Annotated in this window: 29 protein-coding genes; 17 read left to right on the top strand and 12 right to left on the bottom strand. The window is 71.6% G+C overall.

Annotated elements, in window-relative coordinates; all coding sequences use genetic code 11:
• Window positions 1–10 precede the first annotated feature (10 nt).
• The 3 genes from ACGFIQ_RS10640 (at window position 11) to ACGFIQ_RS10630 (ending at window position 3,230) form a co-directional block, all read left to right on the top strand.
• Window positions 11–925: a MurR/RpiR family transcriptional regulator gene (locus tag ACGFIQ_RS10640; RefSeq protein ID WP_357067027.1), complete on the top strand. Its 915-nt coding sequence runs from the start codon at window positions 11–13 to the stop codon at window positions 923–925.
• Window positions 922–1,863 (top strand): N-acetylmuramic acid 6-phosphate etherase, encoded by a 942-nt coding sequence (gene murQ / locus ACGFIQ_RS10635; RefSeq protein ID WP_393242393.1) that lies wholly within the window; start codon window positions 922–924, stop codon window positions 1,861–1,863. The genes ACGFIQ_RS10640 and murQ overlap by 4 nt, the downstream gene beginning before the upstream one ends.
• A gap of 377 nt (window positions 1,864–2,240) precedes the next feature.
• Complete coding sequence (locus ACGFIQ_RS10630; protein ID WP_357067031.1) at window positions 2,241–3,230, top strand: sigma-70 family RNA polymerase sigma factor; 990 nt, start codon at window positions 2,241–2,243, stop codon at window positions 3,228–3,230.
• 74 nt (window positions 3,231–3,304) lie between these two features.
• On the opposite strand, the gene ACGFIQ_RS10625 is transcribed toward ACGFIQ_RS10630, so the two are convergent.
• Window positions 3,305–4,282: an NlpC/P60 family protein gene (locus tag ACGFIQ_RS10625; protein ID WP_393242390.1), complete on the bottom strand. Its 978-nt coding sequence runs from the start codon at window positions 4,280–4,282 to the stop codon at window positions 3,305–3,307.
• Window positions 4,283–4,791: 509 nt separating this feature from the next.
• Here ACGFIQ_RS10625 and ACGFIQ_RS10620 point away from each other — a divergent pair.
• Window positions 4,792–5,292 carry a DUF6232 family protein gene (locus ACGFIQ_RS10620; protein ID WP_393242388.1) on the top strand — a complete coding sequence of 167 codons (501 nt, stop codon included), beginning with the start codon at window positions 4,792–4,794 and terminating at the stop codon, window positions 5,290–5,292.
• Between the two features lie 49 nt (window positions 5,293–5,341).
• Here ACGFIQ_RS10620 and ACGFIQ_RS10615 read toward each other — a convergent pair whose 3' ends face one another.
• Together ACGFIQ_RS10615 and ACGFIQ_RS10610 are read right to left on the bottom strand one after the other, a co-directional pair.
• The gene (locus tag ACGFIQ_RS10615) at window positions 5,342–5,671 is read right to left on the bottom strand and encodes a DUF3817 domain-containing protein (RefSeq protein ID WP_393242385.1); all 330 of its coding nucleotides are present in this window, start codon (window positions 5,669–5,671) and stop codon (window positions 5,342–5,344) included.
• A 25-nt stretch (window positions 5,672–5,696) separates the two neighbouring features.
• Window positions 5,697–6,119 (bottom strand): hypothetical protein, encoded by a 423-nt coding sequence (locus tag ACGFIQ_RS10610; protein ID WP_393242382.1) that lies wholly within the window; start codon window positions 6,117–6,119, stop codon window positions 5,697–5,699.
• 131 nt (window positions 6,120–6,250) lie between these two features.
• On the opposite strand from ACGFIQ_RS10610, the gene ACGFIQ_RS10605 reads away from it, so the two are divergent.
• From ACGFIQ_RS10605 to ACGFIQ_RS10595, 3 genes are read left to right on the top strand one after another with little or no spacing between them, the layout of a single operon-like run.
• Entirely contained in the window at window positions 6,251–6,592 is a 342-nt protein-coding gene (locus ACGFIQ_RS10605) for a DUF6158 family protein (RefSeq protein ID WP_393242379.1), read from the top strand.
• Entirely contained in the window at window positions 6,592–6,930 is a 339-nt protein-coding gene (locus ACGFIQ_RS10600) for an SRPBCC family protein (protein WP_393242377.1), read from the top strand. Before ACGFIQ_RS10605 ends, ACGFIQ_RS10600 begins: the two co-directional genes overlap by 1 nt.
• A 55-nt stretch (window positions 6,931–6,985) precedes the next feature.
• Window positions 6,986–7,528 carry a DUF1360 domain-containing protein gene (locus ACGFIQ_RS10595; RefSeq protein ID WP_393242375.1) on the top strand — a complete coding sequence of 181 codons (543 nt, stop codon included), beginning with the start codon at window positions 6,986–6,988 and terminating at the stop codon, window positions 7,526–7,528.
• Window positions 7,529–7,584: 56 nt separating this feature from the next.
• On the opposite strand, the gene ACGFIQ_RS10590 is transcribed toward ACGFIQ_RS10595, so the two are convergent.
• The 3 genes from ACGFIQ_RS10590 to ACGFIQ_RS10580 form a co-directional block, all read right to left on the bottom strand.
• Window positions 7,585–7,779, bottom strand: coding sequence for a hypothetical protein (locus ACGFIQ_RS10590; protein WP_091405645.1), 195 nt, complete (start codon window positions 7,777–7,779; stop codon window positions 7,585–7,587).
• A gap of 23 nt (window positions 7,780–7,802) precedes the next feature.
• Complete coding sequence (locus tag ACGFIQ_RS10585; RefSeq protein ID WP_393242372.1) at window positions 7,803–8,027, bottom strand: hypothetical protein; 225 nt, start codon at window positions 8,025–8,027, stop codon at window positions 7,803–7,805.
• 476 nt (window positions 8,028–8,503) lie between these two features.
• Window positions 8,504–9,598, bottom strand: coding sequence for a 3-deoxy-7-phosphoheptulonate synthase (locus ACGFIQ_RS10580; protein ID WP_393242369.1), 1,095 nt, complete (start codon window positions 9,596–9,598; stop codon window positions 8,504–8,506).
• A gap of 274 nt (window positions 9,599–9,872) precedes the next feature.
• Between ACGFIQ_RS10580 and ACGFIQ_RS10575 the strand changes: the two genes are divergently transcribed.
• Complete coding sequence (locus ACGFIQ_RS10575; RefSeq protein ID WP_393242366.1) at window positions 9,873–10,091, top strand: hypothetical protein; 219 nt, start codon at window positions 9,873–9,875, stop codon at window positions 10,089–10,091.
• On the opposite strand, the gene ACGFIQ_RS10570 is transcribed toward ACGFIQ_RS10575, so the two are convergent.
• Window positions 10,058–10,309, bottom strand: coding sequence for a hypothetical protein (locus ACGFIQ_RS10570; RefSeq protein WP_393242363.1), 252 nt, complete (start codon window positions 10,307–10,309; stop codon window positions 10,058–10,060). The two genes, ACGFIQ_RS10575 and ACGFIQ_RS10570, sit on opposite strands and share 34 nt — an antisense overlap.
• Before the next feature lie 100 nt (window positions 10,310–10,409).
• Here ACGFIQ_RS10570 and ACGFIQ_RS10565 point away from each other — a divergent pair, with 100 nt between their 5' ends.
• The 4 genes from ACGFIQ_RS10565 to ACGFIQ_RS10550 all read left to right on the top strand — a co-directional run bounded on the left by ACGFIQ_RS10565 (window position 10,410) and on the right by ACGFIQ_RS10550 (window position 14,969).
• Window positions 10,410–11,699, top strand: a complete 1,290-nt coding sequence (locus ACGFIQ_RS10565) for a M16 family metallopeptidase (protein WP_393242360.1) — start codon at window positions 10,410–10,412, stop codon at window positions 11,697–11,699.
• Window positions 11,696–13,033: a M16 family metallopeptidase gene (locus tag ACGFIQ_RS10560; RefSeq protein ID WP_393242357.1), complete on the top strand. Its 1,338-nt coding sequence runs from the start codon at window positions 11,696–11,698 to the stop codon at window positions 13,031–13,033. Before ACGFIQ_RS10565 ends, ACGFIQ_RS10560 begins: the two co-directional genes overlap by 4 nt.
• Window positions 13,034–13,246: 213 nt before the next feature.
• Window positions 13,247–14,272: an aspartate-semialdehyde dehydrogenase gene (locus ACGFIQ_RS10555; RefSeq protein WP_393242354.1), complete on the top strand. Its 1,026-nt coding sequence runs from the start codon at window positions 13,247–13,249 to the stop codon at window positions 14,270–14,272.
• 256 nt (window positions 14,273–14,528) lie between these two features.
• A complete protein-coding gene (locus tag ACGFIQ_RS10550) occupies window positions 14,529–14,969 on the top strand; it encodes a PPOX class F420-dependent oxidoreductase (RefSeq protein WP_393242351.1) in 441 nt (146 codons plus the stop codon).
• Window positions 14,970–14,987: 18 nt separating this feature from the next.
• Here ACGFIQ_RS10550 and ACGFIQ_RS10545 read toward each other — a convergent pair whose 3' ends face one another.
• Window positions 14,988–15,569: a nucleotidyltransferase family protein gene (locus ACGFIQ_RS10545; RefSeq protein WP_393242349.1), complete on the bottom strand. Its 582-nt coding sequence runs from the start codon at window positions 15,567–15,569 to the stop codon at window positions 14,988–14,990.
• Between the two features lie 183 nt (window positions 15,570–15,752).
• On the opposite strand from ACGFIQ_RS10545, the gene ACGFIQ_RS10540 reads away from it, so the two are divergent.
• The 5 genes from ACGFIQ_RS10540 (at window position 15,753) to ACGFIQ_RS10520 (ending at window position 20,442) form a co-directional block, all read left to right on the top strand.
• Window positions 15,753–16,487: a TMEM175 family protein gene (locus tag ACGFIQ_RS10540; RefSeq protein WP_393242346.1), complete on the top strand. Its 735-nt coding sequence runs from the start codon at window positions 15,753–15,755 to the stop codon at window positions 16,485–16,487.
• Between the two features lie 73 nt (window positions 16,488–16,560).
• A complete protein-coding gene (locus ACGFIQ_RS10535) occupies window positions 16,561–16,977 on the top strand; it encodes a CBS domain-containing protein (protein WP_357067067.1) in 417 nt (138 codons plus the stop codon).
• Between the two features lie 202 nt (window positions 16,978–17,179).
• Entirely contained in the window at window positions 17,180–17,551 is a 372-nt protein-coding gene (locus ACGFIQ_RS10530) for an SCP2 sterol-binding domain-containing protein (RefSeq protein WP_393242343.1), read from the top strand.
• Entirely contained in the window at window positions 17,551–19,611 is a 2,061-nt protein-coding gene (locus ACGFIQ_RS10525; RefSeq protein ID WP_393242340.1) for a glycogen debranching N-terminal domain-containing protein, read from the top strand. Before ACGFIQ_RS10530 ends, ACGFIQ_RS10525 begins: the two co-directional genes overlap by 1 nt.
• Window positions 19,612–19,689: 78 nt before the next feature.
• Window positions 19,690–20,442, top strand: coding sequence for a lysophospholipid acyltransferase family protein (locus ACGFIQ_RS10520; RefSeq protein ID WP_393242338.1), 753 nt, complete (start codon window positions 19,690–19,692; stop codon window positions 20,440–20,442).
• Window positions 20,443–20,504: 62 nt separating this feature from the next.
• Here ACGFIQ_RS10520 and ACGFIQ_RS10515 read toward each other — a convergent pair whose 3' ends face one another.
• The 4 genes from ACGFIQ_RS10515 to ACGFIQ_RS10500 form a co-directional block, all read right to left on the bottom strand.
• Window positions 20,505–21,227, bottom strand: coding sequence for a hypothetical protein (locus tag ACGFIQ_RS10515; protein ID WP_393242335.1), 723 nt, complete (start codon window positions 21,225–21,227; stop codon window positions 20,505–20,507).
• 72 nt (window positions 21,228–21,299) lie between these two features.
• Window positions 21,300–22,013, bottom strand: a complete 714-nt coding sequence (locus ACGFIQ_RS10510) for a response regulator (protein ID WP_393242332.1) — start codon at window positions 22,011–22,013, stop codon at window positions 21,300–21,302.
• Complete coding sequence (locus tag ACGFIQ_RS10505) at window positions 21,986–23,194, bottom strand: hypothetical protein (RefSeq protein ID WP_393242329.1); 1,209 nt, start codon at window positions 23,192–23,194, stop codon at window positions 21,986–21,988. The genes ACGFIQ_RS10510 and ACGFIQ_RS10505 overlap by 28 nt, the downstream gene beginning before the upstream one ends.
• Complete coding sequence (locus tag ACGFIQ_RS10500) at window positions 23,184–24,362, bottom strand: sensor histidine kinase (protein WP_393242327.1); 1,179 nt, start codon at window positions 24,360–24,362, stop codon at window positions 23,184–23,186. Before ACGFIQ_RS10500 ends, ACGFIQ_RS10505 begins: the two co-directional genes overlap by 11 nt.
• Between the last annotated feature and the right edge of the window lie 145 nt (window positions 24,363–24,507).

Raw genomic sequence — 24,507 nt, 5'->3', positions numbered from 1 at the left:
AGTTTCACCCGTGGCGAAGAGTCCGAAGATTTCTGCGAGTCAGGAGCCCGGTGGGCTGATCGTCCACATCAGCGGGTTGTTGCCGTCGCTGTCTCCCGCCGAGCAGCGGGTTGCCCGGCTGGTCGTGTCCGACCCGGCCGCCGCCTCCCGGCGGACCATCACCGACCTCGCCACCGCGGCGGAGACGTCGGAGGCGACAGTCATCCGGTTCTGCCGCTCGGTCGGCATGGACGGCTATCCCCAACTCCGCATCCGGCTCGCCGCCGAGGCCGCCCGCCGGATCGAGCCACCCGACGCCCGGGTGGTCGGCGGCGACATCCCGCCCGGCGCCGACCTCGCCCAGATCATCGCCACCATCGCGTTCAACGACGCCCGCGCGGTCGAGGAGACTGCCGAGCAGCTCGACCCCGCCGTCTGCGAGCAGGTGGTCGAAGCGATCAACAGCGCCGGTCGGATCGACATCTACGGCGCCGGTGCCAGCGGGTTCGTCGCGTCGGACTTCCAGCAGAAGCTGCACCGCATCGGCCGGATCGCCTTCTACTTCCCGGACGTGCACACGGCGCTGACCTCGGCCGCCCTCCTCGGCAGGGGCGACGTGGCGATCGGCATCTCGCACAGCGGCACGACCTCCGACGTGATCGAGGTGCTGGAGCAGGCCCGCACGCGGGGTGCCGGCACCGTGGCGTTGACCAACTTCCCCCGCTCGCCGATCACCGAGGTGGCCGACTTCGTGCTGACCACGGCGGCCCGGGAGACCACCTACCGCTCCGGCGCGACGGCCAGCCGGCTGGCCCAGCTCACCGTGGTCGACTGTCTCTTCGTCGGGGTGGCCGCCCGCAACCGGGCGCGGGCCCGCAAGGCCCTGGAGGCGACCGCCGAGGCGGTCCAGTCGCACCGGGTGGGTGCCAACCGGAGGCGGGCATGACGGCCGGTGCGGACCTGCCCGCAACGCCCGTTCGCCCGACGGTCCGGGTGGGCGCACCCACCGAACGGCGCAACCCGCTCAGCGTCGACCTCGACCTGATGTCGACGCGGGACGTCCTCACCGTGATCAACGAAGCCGACCGGCGGGTGCCGGCGGCGGTCGCCGCGGTCCTCGACGAGATCGCCACCACCGTCGACCTGGCGGTCGAGGCCCTGCGCGGCGGCCACCGGGTGCACTACTTCGGGGCCGGCACCTCCGGTCGGCTCGGTGTGCTCGATGCCGCCGAGTTGGCCCCCACCTTCAACTCGCCCCGACACTGGTTCTGCGCCCACCTCGCCGGTGGCCCGGACGCCATGTGGCAGGCCGTGGAGGACGCCGAGGACGACGACCGGGGCGGCGCGGTCGAGGCGGCCAGTTGTGTACGCGGCGGTGACCTGGTGGTCGGTCTGGCGGCCAGCGGACGCACCCCGTACGTCCTCGGGGCGCTCGCCGCGGCCAGCGCCAAGGGGGCTTCGACGGTGCTGCTGTGCGCCAATCCGGAGGCGGAGGCCGCCCGGACGGTGGACGTGTTCATCGGGGTGGACACCGGACCCGAGGTGGTCGCCGGGTCGACCCGGATGAAGGCGGGCACGGCGCAGAAGTTGGTGCTCAACACGTTCTCGACAGCCGTCATGGTGCGCCTGGGGCGGGTCTACTCGAACCTCATGATCGATATGGTGGCCACCAACGCGAAACTCCGCGGCCGAATGATCTCGATTCTGGTCGAGGCCACCGGTTGCGCGGAGGAGGTTTCCCGGCAGGCGCTCGTGGAGGCCGACGGTGACCTGAAGACGGCGCTTGTCTCCCTGGTCTCCGGTGCCGAGGTGGACGCCGCCCGGGCCGCGCTGGCCCGCTCCGCCGACCAGGTACGAGGGGCGCTCGCCCTGCTCGCGTCCTAGCCGCACGCGCCCCCGGGAAGCGAACGAAGCCTCGGATTGTTCATCTGGCCGAGGGGTAATAACACCCTCGAGGATGAACCGAGCGGTCCTTCGGTGCGTATCTGGCAGTGACCAGGATCGCAGCGTGGTGGTGACCCGGGTCGCTGTGCCCCCACGGCGGGTGGTGTTGCCATAGAACGTAACCCGTGCGTGGTGCCCAGCGGCGAGCCATCCGACGGGACGCTGACAGCAAACATGGACCGGGCTCTCAGCTATTACTCAGGCATTCGTGACACTTTCGACTCACGACATGGAATCCCCGACACGTCTCATCTGTTGTGTAGGTGTCAGCACCCGTGGGCACAGCAGAAGTTACCAGGGGTTGACGGACGTGGGGAATGGCAAGGAACCGGGCAACCGGCGCGAGCGAGGGGACCGTGGGCAACGTGGACAAGAACATCGGCATGCGAACCGATCAGGTGGCCGAGGAGCGCGACCTGGTCGGCGTCTACCTGCACGAGATCTCCCGGACGCCACTGCTGGACGCCGCTCGGGAGGTCGAACTCTCCAAGGCGATCGAGGCCGGCCTCTACGCCGAGCACCTGCTCGGTGAGGAAGCCGTCCGCGCCGGTGTGGACCGGGCCGACCTGGAGTGGCTGGTCGTCGAGGGCGAGCGCGCGAAGGACCTCTTCATCCGCGCCAACCTCCGACTTGTCGTGTCGATCGCCCGCCGCTACGTGCGCTCGGGCATGCCCATGCTGGACCTGATCCAGGAGGGCAACACCGGCCTGGTCCGGGCGGTCGAGAAGTTCGACTACGAGCGTGGCTACAAGTTCTCCACCTACGCCACCTGGTGGATCCGCCAGGCGATCAGCCGGGCGATCGCCCAGCAGGAGCGCACCGTGCGCCTGCCGGTGCACCTGGTGGAGGACGTCAACCGGATGCGCAACGTGGCCCGGCAGCTGACCCGGGAGCTGGGCTCCGACCCGGAGCCGGAGCAGATCGCGGCCTCCCTCGGCGTGACCGTCGAGCGGGTCAACGAGCTGCGTCGCTGGTCGCAGGACACCGTCTCGCTGGACACCCCGGTCGGCGACGACGGCGACACCAGCCTCGGCGACCTGGTCGCCGACAGTGACGCGCCGTCACCGGAGGACATCGTCCTCAGCGGTCTGGAGCGGCAGCGTATCGAGGGTCTGCTCAACCACCTCGACGACCGGTCCGCCGGCATCATGCGGGCCCGCTACGGGCTGGAGGACGGCCGGGAGCACTCGCTCACCGAGGTCGCCTCCCGGTTCTCGCTGTCCCGCGAGCGGATCCGACAGTTGGAGATCCAGGCTCTCGGCCGACTGCGCGAGCTGGCCCGGGCGGAGGGGCTGCAGGCAGCCTGACCTGGTAGTAATAACGGCGAACGGCCGGCGTCCGATAGGGGGACGCCGGCCGTTCGCCGTTGCCGGTCGGGTGCCTAGCGAACCCGGCCGTAGCCCTGGATCGGCATCATGTTCATGCCTCGCCTGAGCACGTTACGGCCGGCGCTTGGCGCGTCGATCACCTGGCCGTCGCCCACGTAGAGGGCGACGTGCCCGAGCCCGCTGTAGAAGACCAGGTCACCGGGGCGGAGGTCGCCCCGACCGATGTGCGCGACGGCACCCCACTGCATTCGGGTGTTGTGCGGCAGGGACTTCCCGGCCGCCCGCCAGGCCGCCGAGGTCAGCCCGGAACAGTCGTAGCCGTTCGGCCCGTCGGCTGCCCAGACGTACGGCTTGCCCACGGCTCCGAACGCGTAGCGCACGGCGGTGCCGGCAGCACCTGCCACCGCGGGCACGTTCTTGGCCTCGGCCACCGCGGCCTTCGGCTCGGGACGCTCGGTCGCCGCCCCGTACGCCTGCCGACGCAGCTCGTACAGCTTGGCCAGGTCCTGTTCGATCTGCTTCTTGCCCGCCGCGAGCTGACGGGCCCGCGCGGCCTGTCGTTTCAGTGTGGCGTCCAGGCCGGCCTTCTCGTCCAGCAGTCGCCGCTGGTCCGCCGTGAAGCCGGAGATGCGCTCCTGCCGCTGGCGGGTCAGCTGGTCGAGCGTGCTCAGCCGGTCCAGCAGCGCGGCGGAGCCGCCGGGACGCAGCAGGGCGTCCGCGGTCCGCAGGCCGCCGTTCTTGTACGCGGTGGTGGCCAACTCAGTCACGTCGGCCCGGCTCTGCTCGGCCTGTTGCTCCAACGGGCCGATGCGGGCCTGTAATCGGGCCGCCGACGCCTCGTTGGTCTTGATCTCCTCACGCAACTTGTTGTACGACTCCACGACCCGTTCCAACTCGGCCGAGGACGTCTCGATCCGGCGGGTCAGGTCGGCGGGGGACGGCTCGGCGTGAGCCACCGCCGCCGGAGCGATCAGCGCGGCCGACATGCCGGCCAGCGCCACGGTACGCAGCAGGTTTCTCAGGGATGACAAGAGCGGAAGGCCCCTCTCCCACGGCCGCTGGGGCTGCTGACGCCCTCGGCGACACCGGCCGGGGCCACCCGGGCGGACGGCACTGGGCCGGACCGGCTCACACAACCTAACCCGGGACGGATGTCGCTCGCAGTTGAAGCAGGGGCGAATGTGGGAAGAGTGGCGGCTCGTGCCGCTGCGGTGGGTGGCGCTGCTGACACCTGCTGGGACGCGGGTAAAGGCCCGTTTCGCGGCTGGTGACGGATATATGACTTTCGTCGTTCCGGGCGCATACCGTCGGATCCCCGACCGCCATAACCGATAAAGGCGAAATGGATGCGGTTACCTGCCGATATCCCTCGTCGGGGTGAGCGCTGGAAGCCGGCAAATGCCCAGGTCGGCTGGCCGAGCCCCAACACAATGAGGGCTGAAGCCGGGAATCCCGTCGGCAGATATCGATCTCTGCCACCGCCGGGTCCCTCGGCCAACCGTCCCCCGCGGGAGGAACCGTGAATCGTGAAGGCGCAAACGTGCGACCGCCGCGAACGGTGCCGGGCGCCCGGTCGACCCTGCTGTACGCGCGGCCCGGCATCATCGTGACCGTCGACCGGTTCACCGTCGGCCGAACCAGTTACCGGGTCGCCGACCTCACCCATCTGCGTACCACCCGGGGCCCGCACGACCGGGTCGCCGTCCGGGCCGTCGCCATCACCGCCGGCATGGTCGGCGGCGTCGGGCTGCTGCTCGGCTTCACCGGTGGGCTGCAACACCTGACCGCCGGGGCGTACCTCATCCTCGGCGCGGTCTTCCTGCTGCCCGGGGTGCTCGCCCTGGCTGGCGATCGCTGGCGACCGCCGCCCCACGAACTGTGGGGGTGGTACGGGGGAGCGGAGACGCTGCTCTTCAGCGCCGACGACGAGCGGCAGTTCGGTCAGGTCACCCGGGCGTTGCTGCGGGCCCGGGAGATGAACCGGTACGGCGACTGGGTCGACCCGCTCGCCTCGACCGAACCGTGGCGGCCCAGCCGCTGACGCGACGACGGTGGGCCCACGCCGGGCGGGGCGTCGGCCCACCCGTCGCTCAGTGGGCGACCGGCTCCGGAGCCCGCTGCTCCTGCGGCGCGGCCACCCAGGCGCTGACCCGGCGCTCGGCATAGAACGAGACGAACGGCACCGTGCCGGCCAGCATCACCAGCAGCATCCGCTTCAGCGGCCAGTCGGCTCGGCGGCTCAGGTCGAACGCGGCCACCAGGTAGATCATGTAGAGGAAGCCGTGCGCCGGCCCGACCGTCTCCACGACGACCGGGTTGTCGAACGCGTACTTCAGCGGCATGCCGATCACGACCAGCAGGATCAGCACCACGCCCACGATCCAGGCGATCACGCGGTACCGGGTAAGGGCAGCGCCCACCTTCGTCCGTCCTTCCGAGCCCGGCTCAGCCGGGATAGTCACCGGGCCGGGCGCCCGGATTGGCGTTCAACCATGACAGGTAGTGGTTGTAGGCGGCCAGATCGCTGTCCTCGACGGCGTCGCCACCGGACGGCACCCGGGACACCCGCACCGGGCGGCGTACCCCCGGTCGGGACCCGGTGGTGACCGCCGGCGCCGGCTCGACGGCCGGATCCGCAGGTGGCGCGTCAGCCTCCGCCGCCTTGCGGCGGGCCAGCTTCACCTCACGCCACCAGACGTAGACCACGAAGCCGGCGAAGATCGGCCACTCGACCGCGTACCCCCAGCTCAGGCTGTTGCCTGCGGTGGCCCGGCTGATCTGCCACCAGCCCAGCCCGAGGAAGCCCACGACCAGCACGACCATGGCCACGTGACGTGCGATCCACGCCGGGGTCCAGAGCCGCCTCATGGCATCGAGGGTACCGGGGGCGCCGCCGGTCTCCGACACCGTGTCGTAGTTGTCGCGCGACCGGGATGGTTTGGCGTCACCACGCCTGGGCAATCGTCTAGACGCCAGCCCAAACGAGATCAAGGGGGGCGATGATGACCGGATCGGTACGTGAGGACGGCTTTGCGTCCAGCGGCAGCACGGACATGAGCCCGGAGCAGCGGGTGCCCGAGTGGGGCGGAGATCAGCTCGCCGACCCGGCGGGCGCCACGGAGTTCGACGGCGACGTGCTCGGCGTCGACCCGACGGAGTTGACCGACGATGATCTGATCCGCGAGATGCACAGCCTGCACCGCACCCGCCTGGACACCCTGCGGCACGCGGCGGACTCGGCGCTCGCCAACCACCTGCGGCGCACCGCGGAGCTCGAGACCGAATACCTGGCGCGTCACCCGGGCCGGGAGGTCGACCCCAACCGTCTGCGGGACTCCTGATGCCGGCGCGTGCGGTGCGCGGGATGTCGGCGCCACCCGAGGTGGTGTTCAACACCGCCACCGACCCCGACCGTGCCTCCGCCTGGCTGCCGGAGCCGCTGCGCGGTGACGGCAGCCCCGCCGCGGAGATCAGCGATGCCGAGTTGCGGGCCCGGTGGGGGGATGGCGACGCCGACGACTGGTCCGCCGAGATCCGGGTGGAGCCGGCCGACTCCGGCGGCGCCCGGATCCAGCTCGACCTTGCCGACGGATCGGGCGGGCCGGCCCCGGACCAGTTGGCCGACGAGGCGCTCACCAACCTGGCACGCGAGGTGGCCGACAACCTCCAGGCCGGCTGAGGCGGCCACGCGGGACGCCGCTCCCGCACCACACCACAAGAGGTAAGGAGACCGGGTGAGCGACACTGGCCTGCGACAGAAGGCGACGCGGCTGCGCCTGGCGTACGCGCCGCACGAACACCGGCCGCTCGGCGGCTACCTGGTGGCGATGGGCGCCTACGCCGGGGTGACCGGTGCACTCGCCGGTCTGGTCAAGGCGACCGGTCGACCGGTGCCGGAGCGTCCCACCCCGTCCGACGTGGTGTTGCTCTCCATCGCCACGCACAAGCTGAGCCGGCTGCTGTCCAAGGACGCGGTGACCAGCCCGCTGCGGGCACCGTTCACCCGTTACGACCGCCCGATCGGCAGCGGTGAGGTGATGGAACAGGTCCGCGACTCGGGCAGCCCCACCCGGCACGCCATCGGCGAGTTGCTGAGCTGCCCGTTCTGCCTGGCGGTCTGGGTGGCCACCGGGCTGACCGGTGGCCTGGTGCTCGCACCCCGGCTGACCCGGCTGGTGGCCACCGCGTTGACGGCGGTCGCCGCGTCCGACTTCCTCCAGATGGCGTACGCGATGGCGCAGCAGGCCGCCGAGGGTGGGCACCACGACGACGACTGATCGAGTAGACGCGCGAGGGGGGCCGGCAGACGCCGGCCCCCCTCGTCGTACGGACCTCAGCGTTGCATGCCGGACCAGCCGTGCGGTGACTCCGGCTCCCGTTCGTCCTCGTCCGCCCCGGTGATGATGTCCCGGTCCACCGCGGTGCGGTCGTGTTCGTTGGCGAAGTCCGGCTCGGGCGTGGTGTCCCTGCCCTTCGGCGGTTGACCCAGCGCCGGCACCTTCTCGTCGTGGTCCTCGTGGTGCGTCATGTCGGTGTCCCTTCTGCGGTCGCTCAGCCGATCGAACCGCCCAGCAGGTCGCTGGCCTCGTCCACCGCGTACTCGCCCTCGGGCAGCGCGTCGATGCGGGCGAGCAGGTCCGGCGGAAGTTCGGCGGCCACCGCGTGGCGGTAGATCTCCGCCTGTTCGACCCGCTCCTGCCCCCGGTAGATGTCGTCGAGCAGGTCGTCGAGGGCTCGGGTGTCCGGCTCGCCTGCCTGGGATGCGTCGTCGGTCACGCCGATCAGCTACCCGGGGCGGAATCGGTCAAACCTACCCCGGTGGCTCGTCTCCGCCGCCGGGCGATGACCCTGCGAGGCTCCCTTTGCCCGGTACCCCTGCGGTCCCTTTGCTCTGCACCCGCGGATGCGCCAGTCAGGCACCGTAGGTGGTGCGTGGGCGGGTGCAGAGCAAAGGGAGCGGCTGATGCCCGTCCGGTCTTCTCGGCCCGTCCGGTCTGGCCGGAGTTCGGGCAGACCGTCGGGCCAGCCGTCGGGCCGACCGACAGAGAGACAGCGCCGCCCCCGGCCTCGTGAGCCGGGGGCGGCGCTGGTGTCGGTGTGCAGGTCGCCTCTCGGCGAGTGGCACTACGCGGCTCCAGCCGGACGGTATTCCGCGAAGGCTATTTAGGTGAGGCCCGGGGACACTGGACACACCGACACCCCTGTCAACGAGCCGACCCCCGCTCGTGTTCCGTGCGGCGAAGTGTCGACGGTCACACTGTCGTCGGCAGGGTGGCCCGCCGGGCCCGCACGGCCGTGGCCAGGTGGTCGAGCACCTCGGCGGTGTCGTCCCAACCGAGGCAGGCGTCGGTGACCGACCGGCCGTACTCCAGCTCCCGGGTCGGGTCGAGCTCCTGACGACCGGGCAGCAGGAACGACTCCAACATCACGCCGGTGATCCCGCGCTGGCCGGCGGCCAACTGGGCGGCCACGTCGGCGGCGACCTTGGGCTGGTTGCGGTGGTCCTTGCCGCTGTTGGCGTGACTGGCGTCGATCACCAGGCGTTCCGGCAGGTCGGCCGCGCGAAGCAGGTCGAGCGCTCCGGCCACCGAATCCGCGTCGTAGTTGGGTCGGCCGCCCCCACCGCGCAGCACCAGGTGACCGTCAGTGTTGCCCCGGGTGTGCATGATCGCCGGGGTGCCGGAGAAGTCGATGCCGGGGAAGACGTGCGGCACCCCGGCGGCGCGGATCGCGTCCACCGCCGTGCCGATGCTGCCGTCCGGGCGGTTCTTCATGCCGATCGGCATGGACAGACCGGAGGAGAGCTGGCGGTGCACCTGGCTCTCCACGGTGCGGGCGCCGATCGCACCCCAGGCCACCGTGTCCGCGATGTACTGCGGAGTGATCGGGTCGAGGAACTCGCAGCCCACCGGCAGGCCGACGCGCAGCACGTCGAGCAGCAGCGCCCGGGCCAGCCGCAGGCCGGTGTTGACGTCCCCGCTGCCGTCCAGGCCCGGGTCGTTGATCAGGCCCTTCCAGCCGACCGTGGAGCGTGGCTTCTCGAAGTAGACCCGCATGACGATCAGCAGGTCGTCGGCCAGCCGGTCGGCCGCCGTACGAAGACGCTGCGCGTAGTCGAGTGCTGCTGCCGGGTCGTGCACCGAGCAGGGGCCGACCACCACCAGCAGCCGGTCGTCCTCGCGGTCCAGCACGCGACTCACCGCGCGACGGCCGGTCAACACGGCCGACGCGAGCGAGGCGTCCAGGGGTAACTCGTGATGCAGCAGGGCGGGCGTGGTCAGCGGCACGACACGGTGGATCCGCTGATCGCTGACCCGATCGGTCTCCGGGGTCGTCACGGTGGGCATCCTTCCGCCGACCGTGCCCGGGGCCGGTGCCCGGGACGAGCCGGCTGCTCGTACGCAAAAGGGCAGGAACGACAGCTCCTGCCCAGCCGGCTCGGTCCGCGGTGACGTCAGTTCATGGTGAAGTCACCGGCGTGCGAGCCGGCTGCCTAAACCATCGATAGGAACGCGTCACGGGGGCCAGCGTACCCGACCCGGCGCGATCGACCGGTCCGTCGTCCCAAGATGCGGAGCGAACACCGCGTGCCCGAGGTGCGGGCGGGGTAACAGGGGTGCCATGACTGACGAGCAGAGCGATCAGGAGCGGGTGGAGTCCCGCGCCCACCACCTCCTGCCCGAGGAGGCCGCCGTGGGCAGCGACGACCCGGAGGCCCAGGCCGCGGCCATCCTCGCCGAGTCGGACATCCGGGAGGCAGACCAGAACGCGGCGCCGGACACCGTGCTGGAACGTCGTACCTCGGATCAGACCGTTGTCGCGGTCGAGCCGCCGGACTGAGCAGTGGCCCCGCGTGCCCGGCGGGACCCCCGGTAGGTCTGCTCGCGCAGCCAGGCGAGCGGGCCTGCCGCCCGCAGTTCGGGCGGCAGGTTGCCCACCGGGTCGAACGCGAGCGCGGCGTCCTCCTCGGCGCTGAGCCGGGTACCGATGCTGATCTGCCCCACCGGCCGCCACGGCCCGACGGCGGCGGCGCGGGACGGGGGTGCGGTGACGGTCATGGCCCTCCGGTACCCCGAGCGGCGGCCTCGATGCCCGGGGTCGGCTCGCGGGCCGACCACACGTCACCTTTCCGCCCGCGAGATCGGATAGCGTCGGGGTATGCCCGACAGCGGTTACCCCTGGCCCATCGAGACGTCCCGACTGGACAACGGCCTACGCGTGGTGGTGAGTGAGGACCGCACCGCCCCGGCCGTCGCCGTCAACCTCTGGTACGACGTCGGCTCCCGGCACGAGCCGGCCGGGCAGACCGGCTTCGCCCACCTCTTCGAGCACCTGATGTTCGAGGGTTCGGTGAACGTGGCGAAGACCGAGCACATGAAGCTGATCCAGGGCTCCGGCGGCTCGCTCAACGCCACCACCAATCCGGATCGCACCAACTACTTCGAGACGGTCCCGGCCGAGCACCTGGAGTTGGCGCTCTGGTTGGAGGCCGACCGGATGGGCGGGCTGGTCCCCGCGCTCACCCAGGAGACGCTGGACAACCAACGCGACGTGGTCAAGAACGAGCGCCGGCAGCGGTACGAGAACGTCCCGTACGGGGACGCCTGGCTGCGCCTGCTGCCGCTGCTCTACCCGCCGGGGCACCCCTACCATCACGCGACGATCGGCTCGATGGCCGACCTGAACGCCGCCGATCTCGCCACCTTCCAGGCGTTCCACCAGACCTACTACGCGCCCAACAACGCCGTGCTCACCGTCGTCGGCGACGCCACCGCGTCCGACGTGTTCGCGCTCGCCGACAAGTATTTCGGCGCGCTGCCGGCACGCGTCGACATCCCGGCCGCCCCGGACGGGCGCAGCGTCCCGGCGACCGGGCAGACGGCCATCGAGTCGGTAAGCGCCGACGTGCCGGCGCCGCGGGTCTACCTCGCCCACCGCACCTACCCGTTCGGCACCCCCGGGTACGACGTGGTCACCGTGCTCGCCAGCATCCTCGGCAGCGGCCGGGGCAGCCGGCTCTACCAGCGGCTCGCCGACGGTGAACGGATCGCCCAGCCGGACCTGGTCGGGGCGTACGGGGTGGACCTCGCGCACGCCCCGGCACCACTGATCGCCACCGCCACCGCCCGCACCGGAGTGAGCGCCGAGCGCCTCGCCGAGGGGCTGGCCGAGGTCGTCGACGAGTTGGCCACCGTGCCGGTCACCGCCGCCGAGCTGGATCGGGCCAAGGCGTTGCTGAGCACCGGTTGGTGGCGACAGTTGTCCACGGTGGATGGTCGTGCGGACCTGCTCGGCCGGTACGCCACGCAGTTCGGTGACCCGGCCCGCATCGCGGACCAGTTGCCGGGCCTGCTCGCGGTCACCGCCGAGCAGATCGCCGAGGCCGCCGCCGAGGTGCTCGCCACCGACCGGGTGCTGCTGACCTACCTGCCCGAGGAGACCTCATGACGCTGATCGCCGACCGTCCCGGCCCGGGCGCCGCCCGCCCGTACCGGTTCCCACCGGTGGTTCGCCGTGCCGTGGCCGGCGGCCAGGTCGTCGCCGCGCACCTGCCGGGGCAGAACCTCGCCGTGGCCCTGCTGCTGCTCGACGTGGGCGCGAGCCAGGAGCCGGTCGGCAAGGAGGGCCTGTCCGGGGTGCTGGCCAAGGCGTTGGAGGAGGGCACCGCACAGCGGGACGCCGCCGCGTACGCGCTCGCCGTCGAAGGGCTCGGCACCGCGCTGACGACCGGACTGGACTGGGACTCGTTCCAGTCCAGCGTGGTGGTTCCGGTGGACCGGCTCAGCGCCGCCGTGGAGCTGCTCGCCGAGGCGGTCCGGACGCCCAGGCTGGATCCCGCCGACGTACGCCGGGTCCGCGACGACGAGGCGACCGCGCTGCGGATGGACTGGGCCAACCCGGGCCCCCGGGCCGACGCCGCGCTGCGCGCGGACCTGTTCGGTGCCCAGAACCGTTGGGGCCGGCCGATGTACGGCGACCCGGAGTCGGTCGCCGCACTGGACGTGGAGGACGTGACGGTCTTCCACTCCGAGTGGTTCCTGCGCCCCGGCACCCTGATCGTCGCCGGTGACCTGGACCGGATCGACCTGGACGCGCTGGCCGCCGCGGCGTTCGCCGGCACCGGTGGCGGCCCGGCCGAGCGGGGTGGCCCGATCGAGGTGCCGCTGCGGGCCGGACGGCGGATCATCCTGGTGGACCGGCCCGGTTCGGTGCAGTCCACGCTGCGGCTGGGCCACCCGTCGCCGCACCGGGCGCACCCCGACCACGTGGCGATGACCCTCGCCGGCACGGTGCTCGGCGGTGCGTTCACCTCCCGGCTCAACCACCTGCTGCGCGAGGTGCACGGCTACACCTACGGCGTTCGGGGCGACTTCGCCTCGTCCCGGCGCTTCGGCCGGTTCGGGGTCAGCTCCGGCGTACAGACCGCGGTCACCGTGCCGGCCCTGGTCGAGGCGGTGGGTGAGATCAGCCGTACCCAGGCCGCTGGGGTGACCGAGGACGAGCTGGAGGTGGCCCGGTCCTGGCGGGCCGGGCAGCTCTCGGTCGAGTTGCAGAGCCCCCGGGCGATCGCGTCCGCGCTGACCACGCTCGTGGTGCACGACCTGCCGGACGACTACCACGCCCGGCTGCGGGAGTCGCTGCTCGCCGCCGACGTGGACCAGGTCTCCGCGGCGGCGGCCACCCACCTGCACCCGGACGCGCTGACCCTGGTCATCGAGGGCGACGCGGCAGTGATCCGCGACGACCTAACGGCAGCAGCCCTGGGCACCCTCCTCCCCTAACAGTCCACCCACCCCTGCCCGCCCCCCGCCCGGTTGATCATGGAGTTATTGCCGAGGGCCCGGCTTGTCGCGGCAATAACTCCATGATCAACGGAGGCGTGGGGGTTGGGCGGGGGGTCGGGGGAAGGGGCGGGGTGGGAGTGGGTGTGATGCGGGACCCGGGGGTGGGAAAGGGGTGCCGGGTTTGGGGGTGGGGTGGGTAGCCTCCGGGGTATGAAGATCGGCATTGTGGGAGCCACCGGCCAGGTCGGTGGCGTGATGCGGCAGGTGCTGGCGGAGCGGGAGTTCCCGGCGGAGCAGGTGCGGTTGTTCGCCTCGGCGCGGTCCGCCGGGCGTGCGCTGCCGTGGCGCGACGGCGAGGTGACAGTCGAGGACGCCGCGACCGCGGACTATTCCGGGCTGGACATCGTGCTCTTCTCGGCAGGTAAGGGCACCGCCCGGGAGTTGGCGCCCCGGGTCGCCGAGACGGGGGCCGTGGTGATCGACAATTCCTCGGCGTTCCGGATGGACCCGCAGGTGCCGCTGGTCGTCGCCGAGGTCAACCCGCACGCGGCCCTCGACCGGCCGAAGGGCATCATCGCCAACCCCAACTGCACCACGATGGCCGCGATGCCGGTGCTCCGCCCGCTGCACGCCGAGGCGGGGCTGATCGGTCTGGTCGTCTCCACGTACCAGGCGGTCTCCGGTGCCGGGCTGGCCGGCGTCGCCGAGTTGGACGAGCAGGTCCGCAAGGTTGCCGAGCACGCCGCCGGGCTGGCCTTCGACGGGTCGGCCGTGGAGTTTCCCGCGCCGCGCTCGTTCGCCCAGCCGATCGCCTTCAACGTCCTCCCGCTCGCGGGTTCGATCGTCGACGACGGCTCGTTCGAGACCGACGAGGAGCAGAAGCTCCGCAACGAGAGCCGCAAGATCCTGGAGATCCCCGACCTCAAGGTCTCCGGCACCTGCGTCCGGGTGCCGGTCTTCACCGGCCACTCGCTCCAGATCAACGCCCGGTTCGCCCGGCCGCTCACGCCGCAGCGTGCCCACGAGTTGCTGGCCGACGCGCCCGGGGTGGCGCTGACCGACGTGCCGACGCCGTTGCAGGCCGCCGGGCAGGACCCGACCTACGTCGGCCGGATCCGCGCCGACGAAACCGTGGAGTACGGGCTGGCTCTGTTCTGCTCCAACGACAACCTGCGTAAGGGCGCCGCACTCAACGCGGTACAGCTCGCCGAGTTGGTCGCCGCCGAACGCCGCTGACCGGCACGGTCACCTCCGAGCCCTCGCCGACGACCGGCGGGGGCTCGGTCGTGTCCGTGCCACGTGACACCCGGCGAGGGATCGACCGTGTCCAGGCGAGGCGGTCGGCGGGTCGGCCGCGTGTGGGCGAGCCGGCGGTCGGCGGGACTCGGTCGCTTGGGGGGCAAGGCGGTCGGCGGGGCTGGGTCGCGTGCGGGCGAGGCGGTGGCCGGCCGGGCGTGCTTGGATGGGATGAAGCCGACCCCTGGAGGAAACCGTGCCGGACGACCGCACCCAGCAGGCGCTGACCGACCTCATCTCCGGCCGTCCGATGGGCGTGCTGGCGACGATCAGGCGGGACGGGCGGCCACAACTGTCCACGGTGGTCCACTCCTTCGACCGGGACGCGGGCCTGATCCGGGTCTCGATCACCGAAGGGCGGGCCAAGACCGCCAACCTTCGCCGGGACCCCCGGGCCACCTTCCACGTCAGCAGCGAGGACGGCTGGGCGTACGCGGTGGTCGATGGGCGCGCCGAACTGAGCGCAACCGCCGTCGACCCCGGAGACGCGACGGTCGAGGAGTTGGTGGCGCTCTACCGGGGGCTACGCGGCGAACACCCGAACTGGGACGAGTACCGCCAGACCATGGTCGACGACGGGCGGCTGGTGTTGCGCCTGCACGTGGAGCGGATCTACGGAATGCCGCCCGAGGGCTGACGCGCCCGACTCTGCTGGTCAGCCTGGTTCGATCACGGTCACCCCGGGCCAGCGCCGGGCCGGGCGCTGTCGGGCCAACCGCTGTCGAGACCCGGCCACGTCCACCCGGGCCGGGTTGTGCCGCCAGATCCCACCCAGCAGATCAGTCAGACCGTACGGGGCGCACACCTCCAGCCGACCGGCCGAGTCCAGGCGGACGGCCACCGCGGTCGCGTACTCCGGCCAGGTGGCAATCGCCTCGGCCACGCTGCGGTACGGGCTGATCGGGTCACCGCCGAACTTCGCCGCGTACCAGGTGTGCACCGCCGCCTGGTTGCGTGCCTCCCACGGCGGTTGCGGCCACGCCCGCGCGAGGAGGGCGGTGGCCTCCTGGTCGTCGTCGCGGGTCAGCCTCGTCGGATCGAAGAAGACCACGTCCACGTCCCGGACCGTCGTCGGGTCGAACCCGTCGCCGTAGCGCTCGCCCCAGACCAGGTCGCGCAGTGCGCCCGCGCCGATCCAGGCGTCCGGCAGCCCGGAGTCACGCACCACGCCCAGCGCCCGGGTCAGCCAACGGCTGCCGTCGACCAGGTCCCGCAACTCCTCCTCGCCCGGCATCATCCGCCCACGGTAGGCAGCGGAGCCGAGGTCTGTCGCCCACGGGTGGGTGTGCCGCCCGACGACGGGTATAACGCGCTGCCGCGCCGACTCACCAACACGGCGGCCAGGAGACGCGGCGGCCAGGACCGCAGGAAGGCAGCACCGCAGGAAGGCGGGAACGCGGGGAACGCGGGGAGGAGCGGGATGGGTGCCGACACGACAAGCGACGAGTCCCGCCCCGGCGGCCCGCCCCTGCGCCGGGAGACGTCCCGTCTGCTGTCGTTCAGCGACGGCGTCTTCGCCATCATCATCACGCTGCTGGTGCTCGACCTCCAGCCGCCTCGGGTGGGACGCGGTCAGCTGCTGGCCGCGTTGGTCGAGCAGTGGCCGGCGTACCTCGCCTACGTGACGTCGTACGTGTTCGTGGCGGTCAGTTGGATCAACCACCGGGCCACCTTCAACCGCGTGACCAGCAGCGGTAAGGGCCTTCAGTGGTACAACCTCGGGGTGCTGTTCAGCACCGCGCTGCTGCCGTTCGCCACCTCGGTGCTCTCGCAGGCGCTGCGGGAGGGGGACCGGGCGGACCAGCGGGCCGGCGTGGTCCTCTACGGCCTGGCCGGCGCGTTTCTCTCGCTGACCTGGCTGGGCCTGTACCACTACCTGGCCCGACATCGTGATCTGTTGGACGACGCCGTGGCGGATTCGTTCTTTCCCAGCGAACGGGCGCGGGCCGCGGCCGGTGTCCTGGGGTACGGGCTGGCAGTTCTCGTCGGATACCTGGTCAACCCGCTGCTCGCACTGGTGATCTTCCTGCTGTTGCCGATCTTCTTCTCGCTGACCAGCAGCGGCCTGTACGAGTTGCGGCGCCTGCGGCACCCGCGGCACCCGCAGCGCCGACGGCACCCGCGGCACCCGCGGCACCCGCACTCGCGCGGATAGCCACCGGCGGTCGGCGTTACCCCCTCCCGGGCGGCGGGTAGACGGGGCGTGCCGACACCGAGAGGGGAGCACCATGACAACGGTCGGAGAGTTCATGACGACCCGGTTGGTGACGATGGACGGCAACGAGACGCTCATCGCAGCCGCGCAGGAGATGCGTGACAGTGCGATTGGTGACGTGGTGGTGACCGACGGCGACAACGTGGTCGGCATCGTGACGGACCGGGACATCACGGTCCGGGGTGTCGCGGAGAACATGGAGCCGGGGTCGACCCGGCTGGGCCAGATCACCACCCGCGACGTGATCACCGTGAGTCAGTACGACGACGTGGTGGCCGCCGCGGACCTGATGCGCACGTACGCCGTACGCCGGCTTCCGGTGATCGACGACGGGCGCCTTGTCGGTCTGATCTCGATGGGTGACCTCGCGGTCGAGCGTGAACCGCAGTCGGTGCTCGCGGACATCAGCGCCGACGACCCGAACAACTAGTTCCGCGCCACCGGTGCGCCGGCTCTCCCCTCCGGGGAGGGCCGGCGCTGCCGTGCCGGGACGACGACGTCGCTCACCCGATCCGGGCGAGGTTGACCGGGGGGCCGGCGGGGACCCGTGCGGGGACGTGCCACGCCGGCCGTCCGCGCGACGTGAGCGCGGTGCGGAATCCCGGGCCTGGCAACTGGGAGGAGTGGACCCGATGGTGGACGCGACCACGAGGTTCTTCGAGGATCTGGACCGGCGGGGGTACGAACCCCTGCTGGCGAAGTCCTCCGGGACGCTGCGGATAGACCTGCACGAGGGGGCGCAGACCCGGCACTGGCTGCTGAGGATCGACCACGGTCGGCTGAACGTGAGCCAGGAGGACCGGGAGGCCGACACCGTCATCAATGCCAGCCCGATGCTCTTCGACGACATCGCCGCGGGTCGGGAGCACGGCCTGGCCGCGCTGTTGCGTGGCGACATGACGGTGACCGGTGACGCCCGGCTGGTGGTGCAGGTGGAGCGGATCTTTCCGAGTTCGCCGGACGCCCGCGGGCCCCGTCGACGCTTCGTGGGGGAGGGGTACTGATGGGGCAGAGCAACACGGTCCGGATCCTGGACGGCAACACGTTCGTCGTCTGCGAGGACACCGGCGACATCGAGGCGACTCCGAGCGAACCGACCGGGCTGTTCTCCCTGGACACCCGATTTCTGTCCACCTGGGTGCTGACCGTCAACGGCGAGCGGCTCAACTCGCTCTCCTACGACGACCTGCAGTACTTCGAGTCCCGGTTCTTCCTCGTCCCGGGGGTGGCCACCCACTACGTGGACGCGAAGCTGTCGATCATTCGGGAGCGCACGGTGGGCGGCAGCTTCCGGGAGCAGCTCACCATCCTCAACCACGACGAGAAGCCTGTCGATCTGGAAATCCGGATGGAAGCGGCGTCGGACTTCGCCGACCTGTTCCAGGTCAAGGACGAGGTGCTCAACAAGAAGGGCGAGATCTACACCGAGGCCGAGTCGGACCGGCTCCGACTGGGTTATCGGCGCGGCAACTTCCGGCGCGAGACGACCATCTCCTCGTCGATGTCGGCCCGGTACGACAACCGGGGTTTCGCATACACCGTCCACCTGGAACCCAACGAGCAGTGGGAAACCGCGATCGACGTCGAGACGCACGCGGTCGGGCCGGGAGGTCGCGATCTGCGGTTCGGGCTGCGGATGCACGGCACCGAGCGACTCGCCCTCCAACATGACCTGGAGCGTTGGATCGCGGACGCGCCGAAGGTCAACAGCCAGCACGGTCGGGTGGCCAGCACCTACCGGCGCTCGCTGATCGACCTGGCCGCGCTGCGCTTCTCGCCGCTGTCGCTGGGCGGCGCCACCCTGCCGGCCGCCGGCCTGCCCTGGTTCATGACCATGTTCGGTCGTGACAGCATCCTCACCTGCCTGCAGACGCTGCCGTTCACCCCGCAGTTGTCGAAGACGACGCTGCGCATCCTCGCCTCGCTCCAGGGCAGCCGGTTCGACGACTTCCGGGACGAGGACCCGGGGCGCATCCTGCACGAGATGCGGTACGGCGAGACCGCGGCCTTCGAGGAACAGCCGCACTCGCCGTACTACGGCTCGGTGGACGCGACGCCGCTGTTCGTCGTGCTGCTCGACGAGTACGAGCGGTGGACCGGGGACGTCGCGCTGGTCAAGGAGTTGGAGCAGGAGGCCCGCGCGGCGCTGCGGTGGATCGACAACTACGCCGACCTGGTCGGCAACGGCTACATCTGGTACGAGCGGCGCAACACCGACACCGGCCTGGAGAACCAGTGCTGGAAGGACTCCTGGGACTCGATCTCCTACTCCGACGGCACGCTGCCGCCGTTCCCGCGGGCCACCTGCGAGGTGCAGGGGTACGCGTACGACGCGAAGGTCCGCGCCGCCCGGATGGCCCGCCAGTTCTGGGGTGACCCGGAGTTCGCCGACCAGTTGGAGCGGGAGGCGGCGGAGCTGAAGGAGCGGTTCAACCGGGACTGGTGGGTGGCCGACGGCGGGTTCTACGCCCTGGCCCTGGACCCGGACGGCCGGCAGTGCGACATCCTCAGCTCCAACATCGGCCACCTGCTGTGGAGCGGAATCGTCGAACCGGAGCGGGCGGAAAAGGTCGCCCAGCACCTGGTGGGGCCGAGGCTCTTCTCCGGCTGGGGGGTGCGGACGCTGGCCGAGGGGGAGGCCCGGTACAACCCGATCGGCTACCACAACGGCACGATCTGGCCGTTCGACAACTCGTTCATCGCCTGGGGTCTGCGCCGGTACGGTTTCGCCGAGGAGGCCGCGACCATCGCCAGCGGAATCCTGGACGCGGCCACCTACTTCGACGGCCGGTTGCCGGAGGCGTTCGGCGGCTACCCGCGGGAGCTGACCAAGTTCCCGGTGGAGTACCCGACGGCGTGCAGCCCGCAGGCCTGGTCGACAGGCACGCCGCTGCTGCTGCTGCGTACCATGCTCGGCCTGGAGCCGCACGACGGCCACCTGGCGGTCGAGCCACGGCTGCCGGTGGGGATGGGCCGCATCGAGGTGCTGGACATCCCGGGTCGCTGGGGCCGGGTGGACGCGTTCGCCCGGGGCCGTCTGGACCTGGACAAGTCGGCGGACTGACCGGCTCGACTTCGGCGGCGGCGCGCGAGCCGCGCCGCCGCCGGCCCGTCACGCAGCCTGGCAGGGTAGATTCTGCGGATGCCGGAGCTCGTGTACCCGCCAGTTGTCGCCGCCGCCAAGGCGATGTTTCGCGTCCTCGATCTGAAGATCACCATCGAGGGTGCTCATCACGTCCCTCGCACCGGCGGGGCGGTGTTGGCCGGCAACCACATCAGCTACCTCGACTTCATCTTCGCCGGCCTGGGCGCGAACGCGTCGGGTCGGCTGGTGCGGTTCATGGCCAAGCAGTCGGTCTTCACGCACCGGATCTCCGGCCCGCTGATGCGCGGGATGCGGCACATCTCGGTGGACCGGGACGCCGGCGCGGCCTCGTTCCGCACCGCCGTCGCCGCCCTCAAGCGCGGCGAGATCGTCGGCGTCTTTCCCGAGGCGACGATCAGCCGGTCGTTCACCGTCAAGGAGCTGAAGAGCGGCACCGTCCGGATGGCCCGCTCGGCGAAGGTCCCGGTGTTGCCCGTGGCGCTCTGGGGGACCCAGCGGCTCTGGACCAAGGGCCGCCCGCGCACGCTCACCCGCCGGCACACGCCGATCACGATCCTGATCGGTGAGCCGATCGACCCGGCGGACTTCCCGGACCCGAACATGCTGGCCACCGAGCTGACCACCAGGCTCAGCGCGCTCGTCGAGCGGGCCCAACGGGAATATCCGGACGCGCCGGCCGGCCCGGACGACACCTGGTGGCTGCCGGCGCACCTGGGCGGCAGCGCCCCCACGCCGGAGGAGGCCGCCGCCCTGGACGCCTCCGACGAGCAACGCGCTCCCAGCGTCTGACGTCGAGACGACCGGGGCGCGGCGCGCACCTGACCGGCACGCCGTGGCGTGGGTCGTCGGGCTTACCGGTCCCCGGATGCTGCTCCGCCCGCGAACCCACCCCAGGGGGCCGGCTCCGGCCCCGTGCGGTAGTAGTCGTCCCGGGAGTGGAACTCCACAGGCAGCGAGCCGGGCAGCGTGACCCGGGTGTCCCCGGCGAGCAGGCCGGGGCCGGCCCGCAGCAGCAGCACGTCGCGCTCCTGGGCCGAGAGGTCGACAAGCTGGGGGCGGGTGAGCCGGAACATGGCCACCGCCCGGCGGACCTGCCGGGCCAACTCCACCACCGCGGCGGATGCTCCGCCCAGGGCCAACGCCGGCTGCTGGATGGTGCGCAACGCGTCGCAGACGATCAACAACTGCGTCGGCGCGCCCTGCTCGACGGCGGGCAACTCCAACCGGGACGGCCACTGCCAGCGGATCTGCCCGCTCATCAGGCCGTTCAGTCGAGCGGGTGGCCGTGCCCGGGGCGCGTCATCGACGACGAGCGACAGTTGCGCGCCGCTGCCCACCCAGCAGATCCGTTGGTCGGTGACGGTCACCGAGACCGGCCCGGGCAACTGCCAGCGGTGCCGCGCCTCGCTCGGCCCGAGCAGGTAGCCCGCGACAAGCAGTTGGTGCCGCCCGAGCACCCGCTCACCGGGCGCGGGGCACAGGTTGTAACGGCGATCCAGGGCCGGCCCCACGTCGTCGTCCGCAGCGTCGAACCGGTGGGGACCGATGAAGAAGGGGGACGTGTCGGGGTGCATCGTCACGACCTTCCGGTCAGCTGGCTTGTGGATGAAGCCTGTCGGACCGGAGGCCCGCTGTCATGACGCCTGTTAGGGGGTCGTCCGGTCGTGTGTCGCCTGTGACCGGTAGATGCCGATCTCCTCCGGGCGAACGAGTCCGTCCTCGATCGCCCGGGCGAGTAATGCCGCCTTTGTGGCGGCTGGCCGCCCCGCCCGGGTGTATTTGATCCGCGCACGGTCGACGTACTGCTTCACCGTGTGCTCGCTGATCTGCATCCGGCGGGCCACCGACGCCTTCGACATCGACTGGAACCAGAGCAGCAGCGCCTCACGCTCCTTGTCGGACAGCATGGGCCGGTCCGGTCGTGGGTCGCCGACCATCGCCCCGGCCAGCGCGGGCGGGACGTACGGGCGGTCGCTCGCGGCGGCCAGTACGGTCGCCACGCAGTGCTCCCGACCCTCGTGCTTGGCCAGGAAGGCCACCGCCCCGGCGTCCAGCGCGGCGAGCATGGTCTGCGGGTCGGTGTGCTCCGAATAGACCACCACCCGCCGCCCGGTGGCGCTCAACTCGGCCAGCTTGTCCAGTGCCATCCGGCCGTGCAGCCGCAGGTCGAGCAGGACGACGTCGGCGTCCGGTGCCGCCTGCAGCACCTCGTCCGGGTCGTCCCCGGTGGCCAGTACGGTCAGCCTCGGCTCGCTGGCGAGCCAGGCACGCACACCCTCGACGACCACCGGGTGATCATCGACGATCGCCACCCTGATCGGCTGGTCACCGGTCACCGCCGCCACTGGGTCTGCGCCCATCTGATGCTTCCGTCCCGTTCGTAGAGGTGCTCTACCTGCCCGTCGTCGTGCTCCCCGGAGGGTGGGCCGGTGCCGTCCGGCCCCTCCCGGTCCGGTGTGACCAGGCTGACCACCACCTCCTCCGGGCCGGAGACCACGGTCAGCCGGGCCCAGCCCCGGGCGTCGGCGAGGACGCCGGTGAGCGGCTCGGCCAGCCGACGTCGGATCTCCACCGGCAGCGGCGGCGGCGTGCCGATGGTGACCAGGTCGATCGGCAGGCCGTTGCGTTCGGCGAGGTCGGCGGCCGCCCGCAACTCGTGCAGCAGCGGGTCGGGCACGTCGTCGGACTCGGCGATCAGTCGACGCAGCCGGGCGGCGGCCAACACGCAGCGGCGCTGGACCTCCGGGTCGTCCGGGTCGACCTGGCCGGCGGCCAACTCCCCGAGCACGTGCCCGGCTGCCGAGCTGACCAGGGCGAGCCGGTCCCGGCGTTCCCGAAGGCCACGTTCGGCGGCAGCGCGCTCCGCCGCCATCGCGTGGGCGGCAGTGGAGACGGCGGCCCGCTCGCGAGCCAGGCTCACGATCGTCGCGCTGCCCACGAACACCGCCACCGGGAGTGAGAACGTGCCGTAGACGTACATCACGTAGCGGGCCACGTCGGCCGGGTCGGGGCCGTGCCCGAGCACCGTGACCAGCGCGATTGTCGCGTGGGTGCTCAGCAGCACGATCAGCCCGACGACCCGGTGACCCCACAGCGCCAGCACGAAGAACCAGCCGAGCGTGCCCCACACCCAGTTGGCCGCGGTGAACAACTGTTCCTCGCCGACCGCGGCGAACACCGCCACGTCGACGGTCAGCAGCAGCCCGGCCAGCAGCCACGGCGGCAGCGGCGAGCCGCGCAGCAGTCGCACCCCGGCGACCGCGCCGGCCACCGCGACAAGCGCCCAGCCACCGAGCACCACCGTCGGCGCGGTGAACTGCGCCCGGGCGGCCAACACCGCCGGCAGCCCGATCGCGACGTGCCAGGCCAGTGCGATGGCCACGGCGACGATCCGGGCACCCCGGTCGGACGCGTGCGCCACCGCGGCCGGCGCGGCGAGCCCCGCCGTGGACGCCGGCTCCCGGGGGACGGGCACGCCGATCCGGTCTGGTGCCTCCGTCGTGACGGTGTGGGGCGCCGAAGCGCCGAGATCAGCCGACACCGGGCCACTCCAGTCGGATCCGGGTGCCGGCCCCGACCGCCGACCGCACGTCGGCCCGCCCGCCGACAGTTGCCATCCGGCCGTGGATCGACTCGCGCAACCCGTACCGATGAGGTGGGACGGTGGCCGGGTCGAAGCCGGGGCCGTCGTCGGCGACCTCGACCACGACGCCGACCGCGTGCCGGGTCAGCCGCAGCGTGACCCGCGCGCCCGGCGCGTGCCGGACCACGTTGGACAGCGCCGCGTAGGTGCTCTCGCCGATCGCGTCGGCCACCCCGGCGGGAACCGCGCACGGCACCAGGGCCAGCTCCGCCGACAGCTCGGGCAGTCGGCCCGCCACCGCCCGCAACCGACAGTCGAGCGGCACCGGGCCGTCGCCGGCCACCGGGCCGACGTCGGTGAGCGCGACGAGGGTACGCAGGTCGGCGCCGCACCTGTCGCGAAAGGTGGCCGAGGACCCGGTCACCGCACCGAGCCCCACCATCGTGAGGGTGCCGAGCACCGTGTCGTGCAGGTCGCGGTTCTGCTGGCGTTCGGCGTCGCGGGCGGCCCGCGCGACGAGTGCCTGCCGGGTCAGCCGCTGATGCTCGGCGAACGCGCGGTCGGCGCGGCCGATGCGTCGGCGCATCACCGCCGTCATCATCGCCGTGCAGGCGGTCTGCACCAGCAGGGTGGTCGCGTGCGCCCGCGCCTCGGTGGGGTTGCCGGCCGCCTGCGCGCCCGTCGCGTACGTGACGGTGACGAGCAGCCCGGCCGGAATCGACCAGCGCGCCGGGGCGGTGGCCTGTGCGTTGATCACCGTGGTGCTGGCCAGCACGGCGATCCAACTGCCCTCGCCGGGCAGCACCCCGGGTGCGACAAGCACGGGGATGAGGAGACAGGCCAACGCGGTGACCGCGACGTCGGCGGCGACCAGCCACGCCGTGATCCCGTGGCGCATCGCGCGGTACGCATACCAGATCGACCAACCGGTGAGCGCTGCCACGCCCGGCAGCAGCACTGCCGGGTCGACCGGCGGGGCCTGCACCGACAGGGCCACCGCCGCACCGATCACACCGCAGGTCAGGCGCAGCAGTGCCGGGATCGTGGTGAAGATGAGGACGAGCGCACCACCGGCGGGATTGTCCAGCGTAGGCGGCGGCACGGCGGGAGCGGCAACGGCCGGCATCGGAGGTGTCCTTCCGACAACGACCCGGAAGGGGTCCGCGCGGCAGAGATCGACATCGGAGAATAGCATGGGTGATGCCGAGCGTAACCCAATGTGCGCACGGTGTCGCTAATGTGTCACGGTGGGCTGCGCGGTTGGAGCAGGT

The sequence above is a fragment of the Micromonospora sp. NPDC048898 genome, assembly GCF_043198035.1.
In the GTDB taxonomy this organism is placed as follows: Bacteria; Actinomycetota; Actinomycetes; order Mycobacteriales; family Micromonosporaceae; genus Micromonospora.
This window is presented reverse-complemented; position numbering and strand designations above follow the sequence as displayed.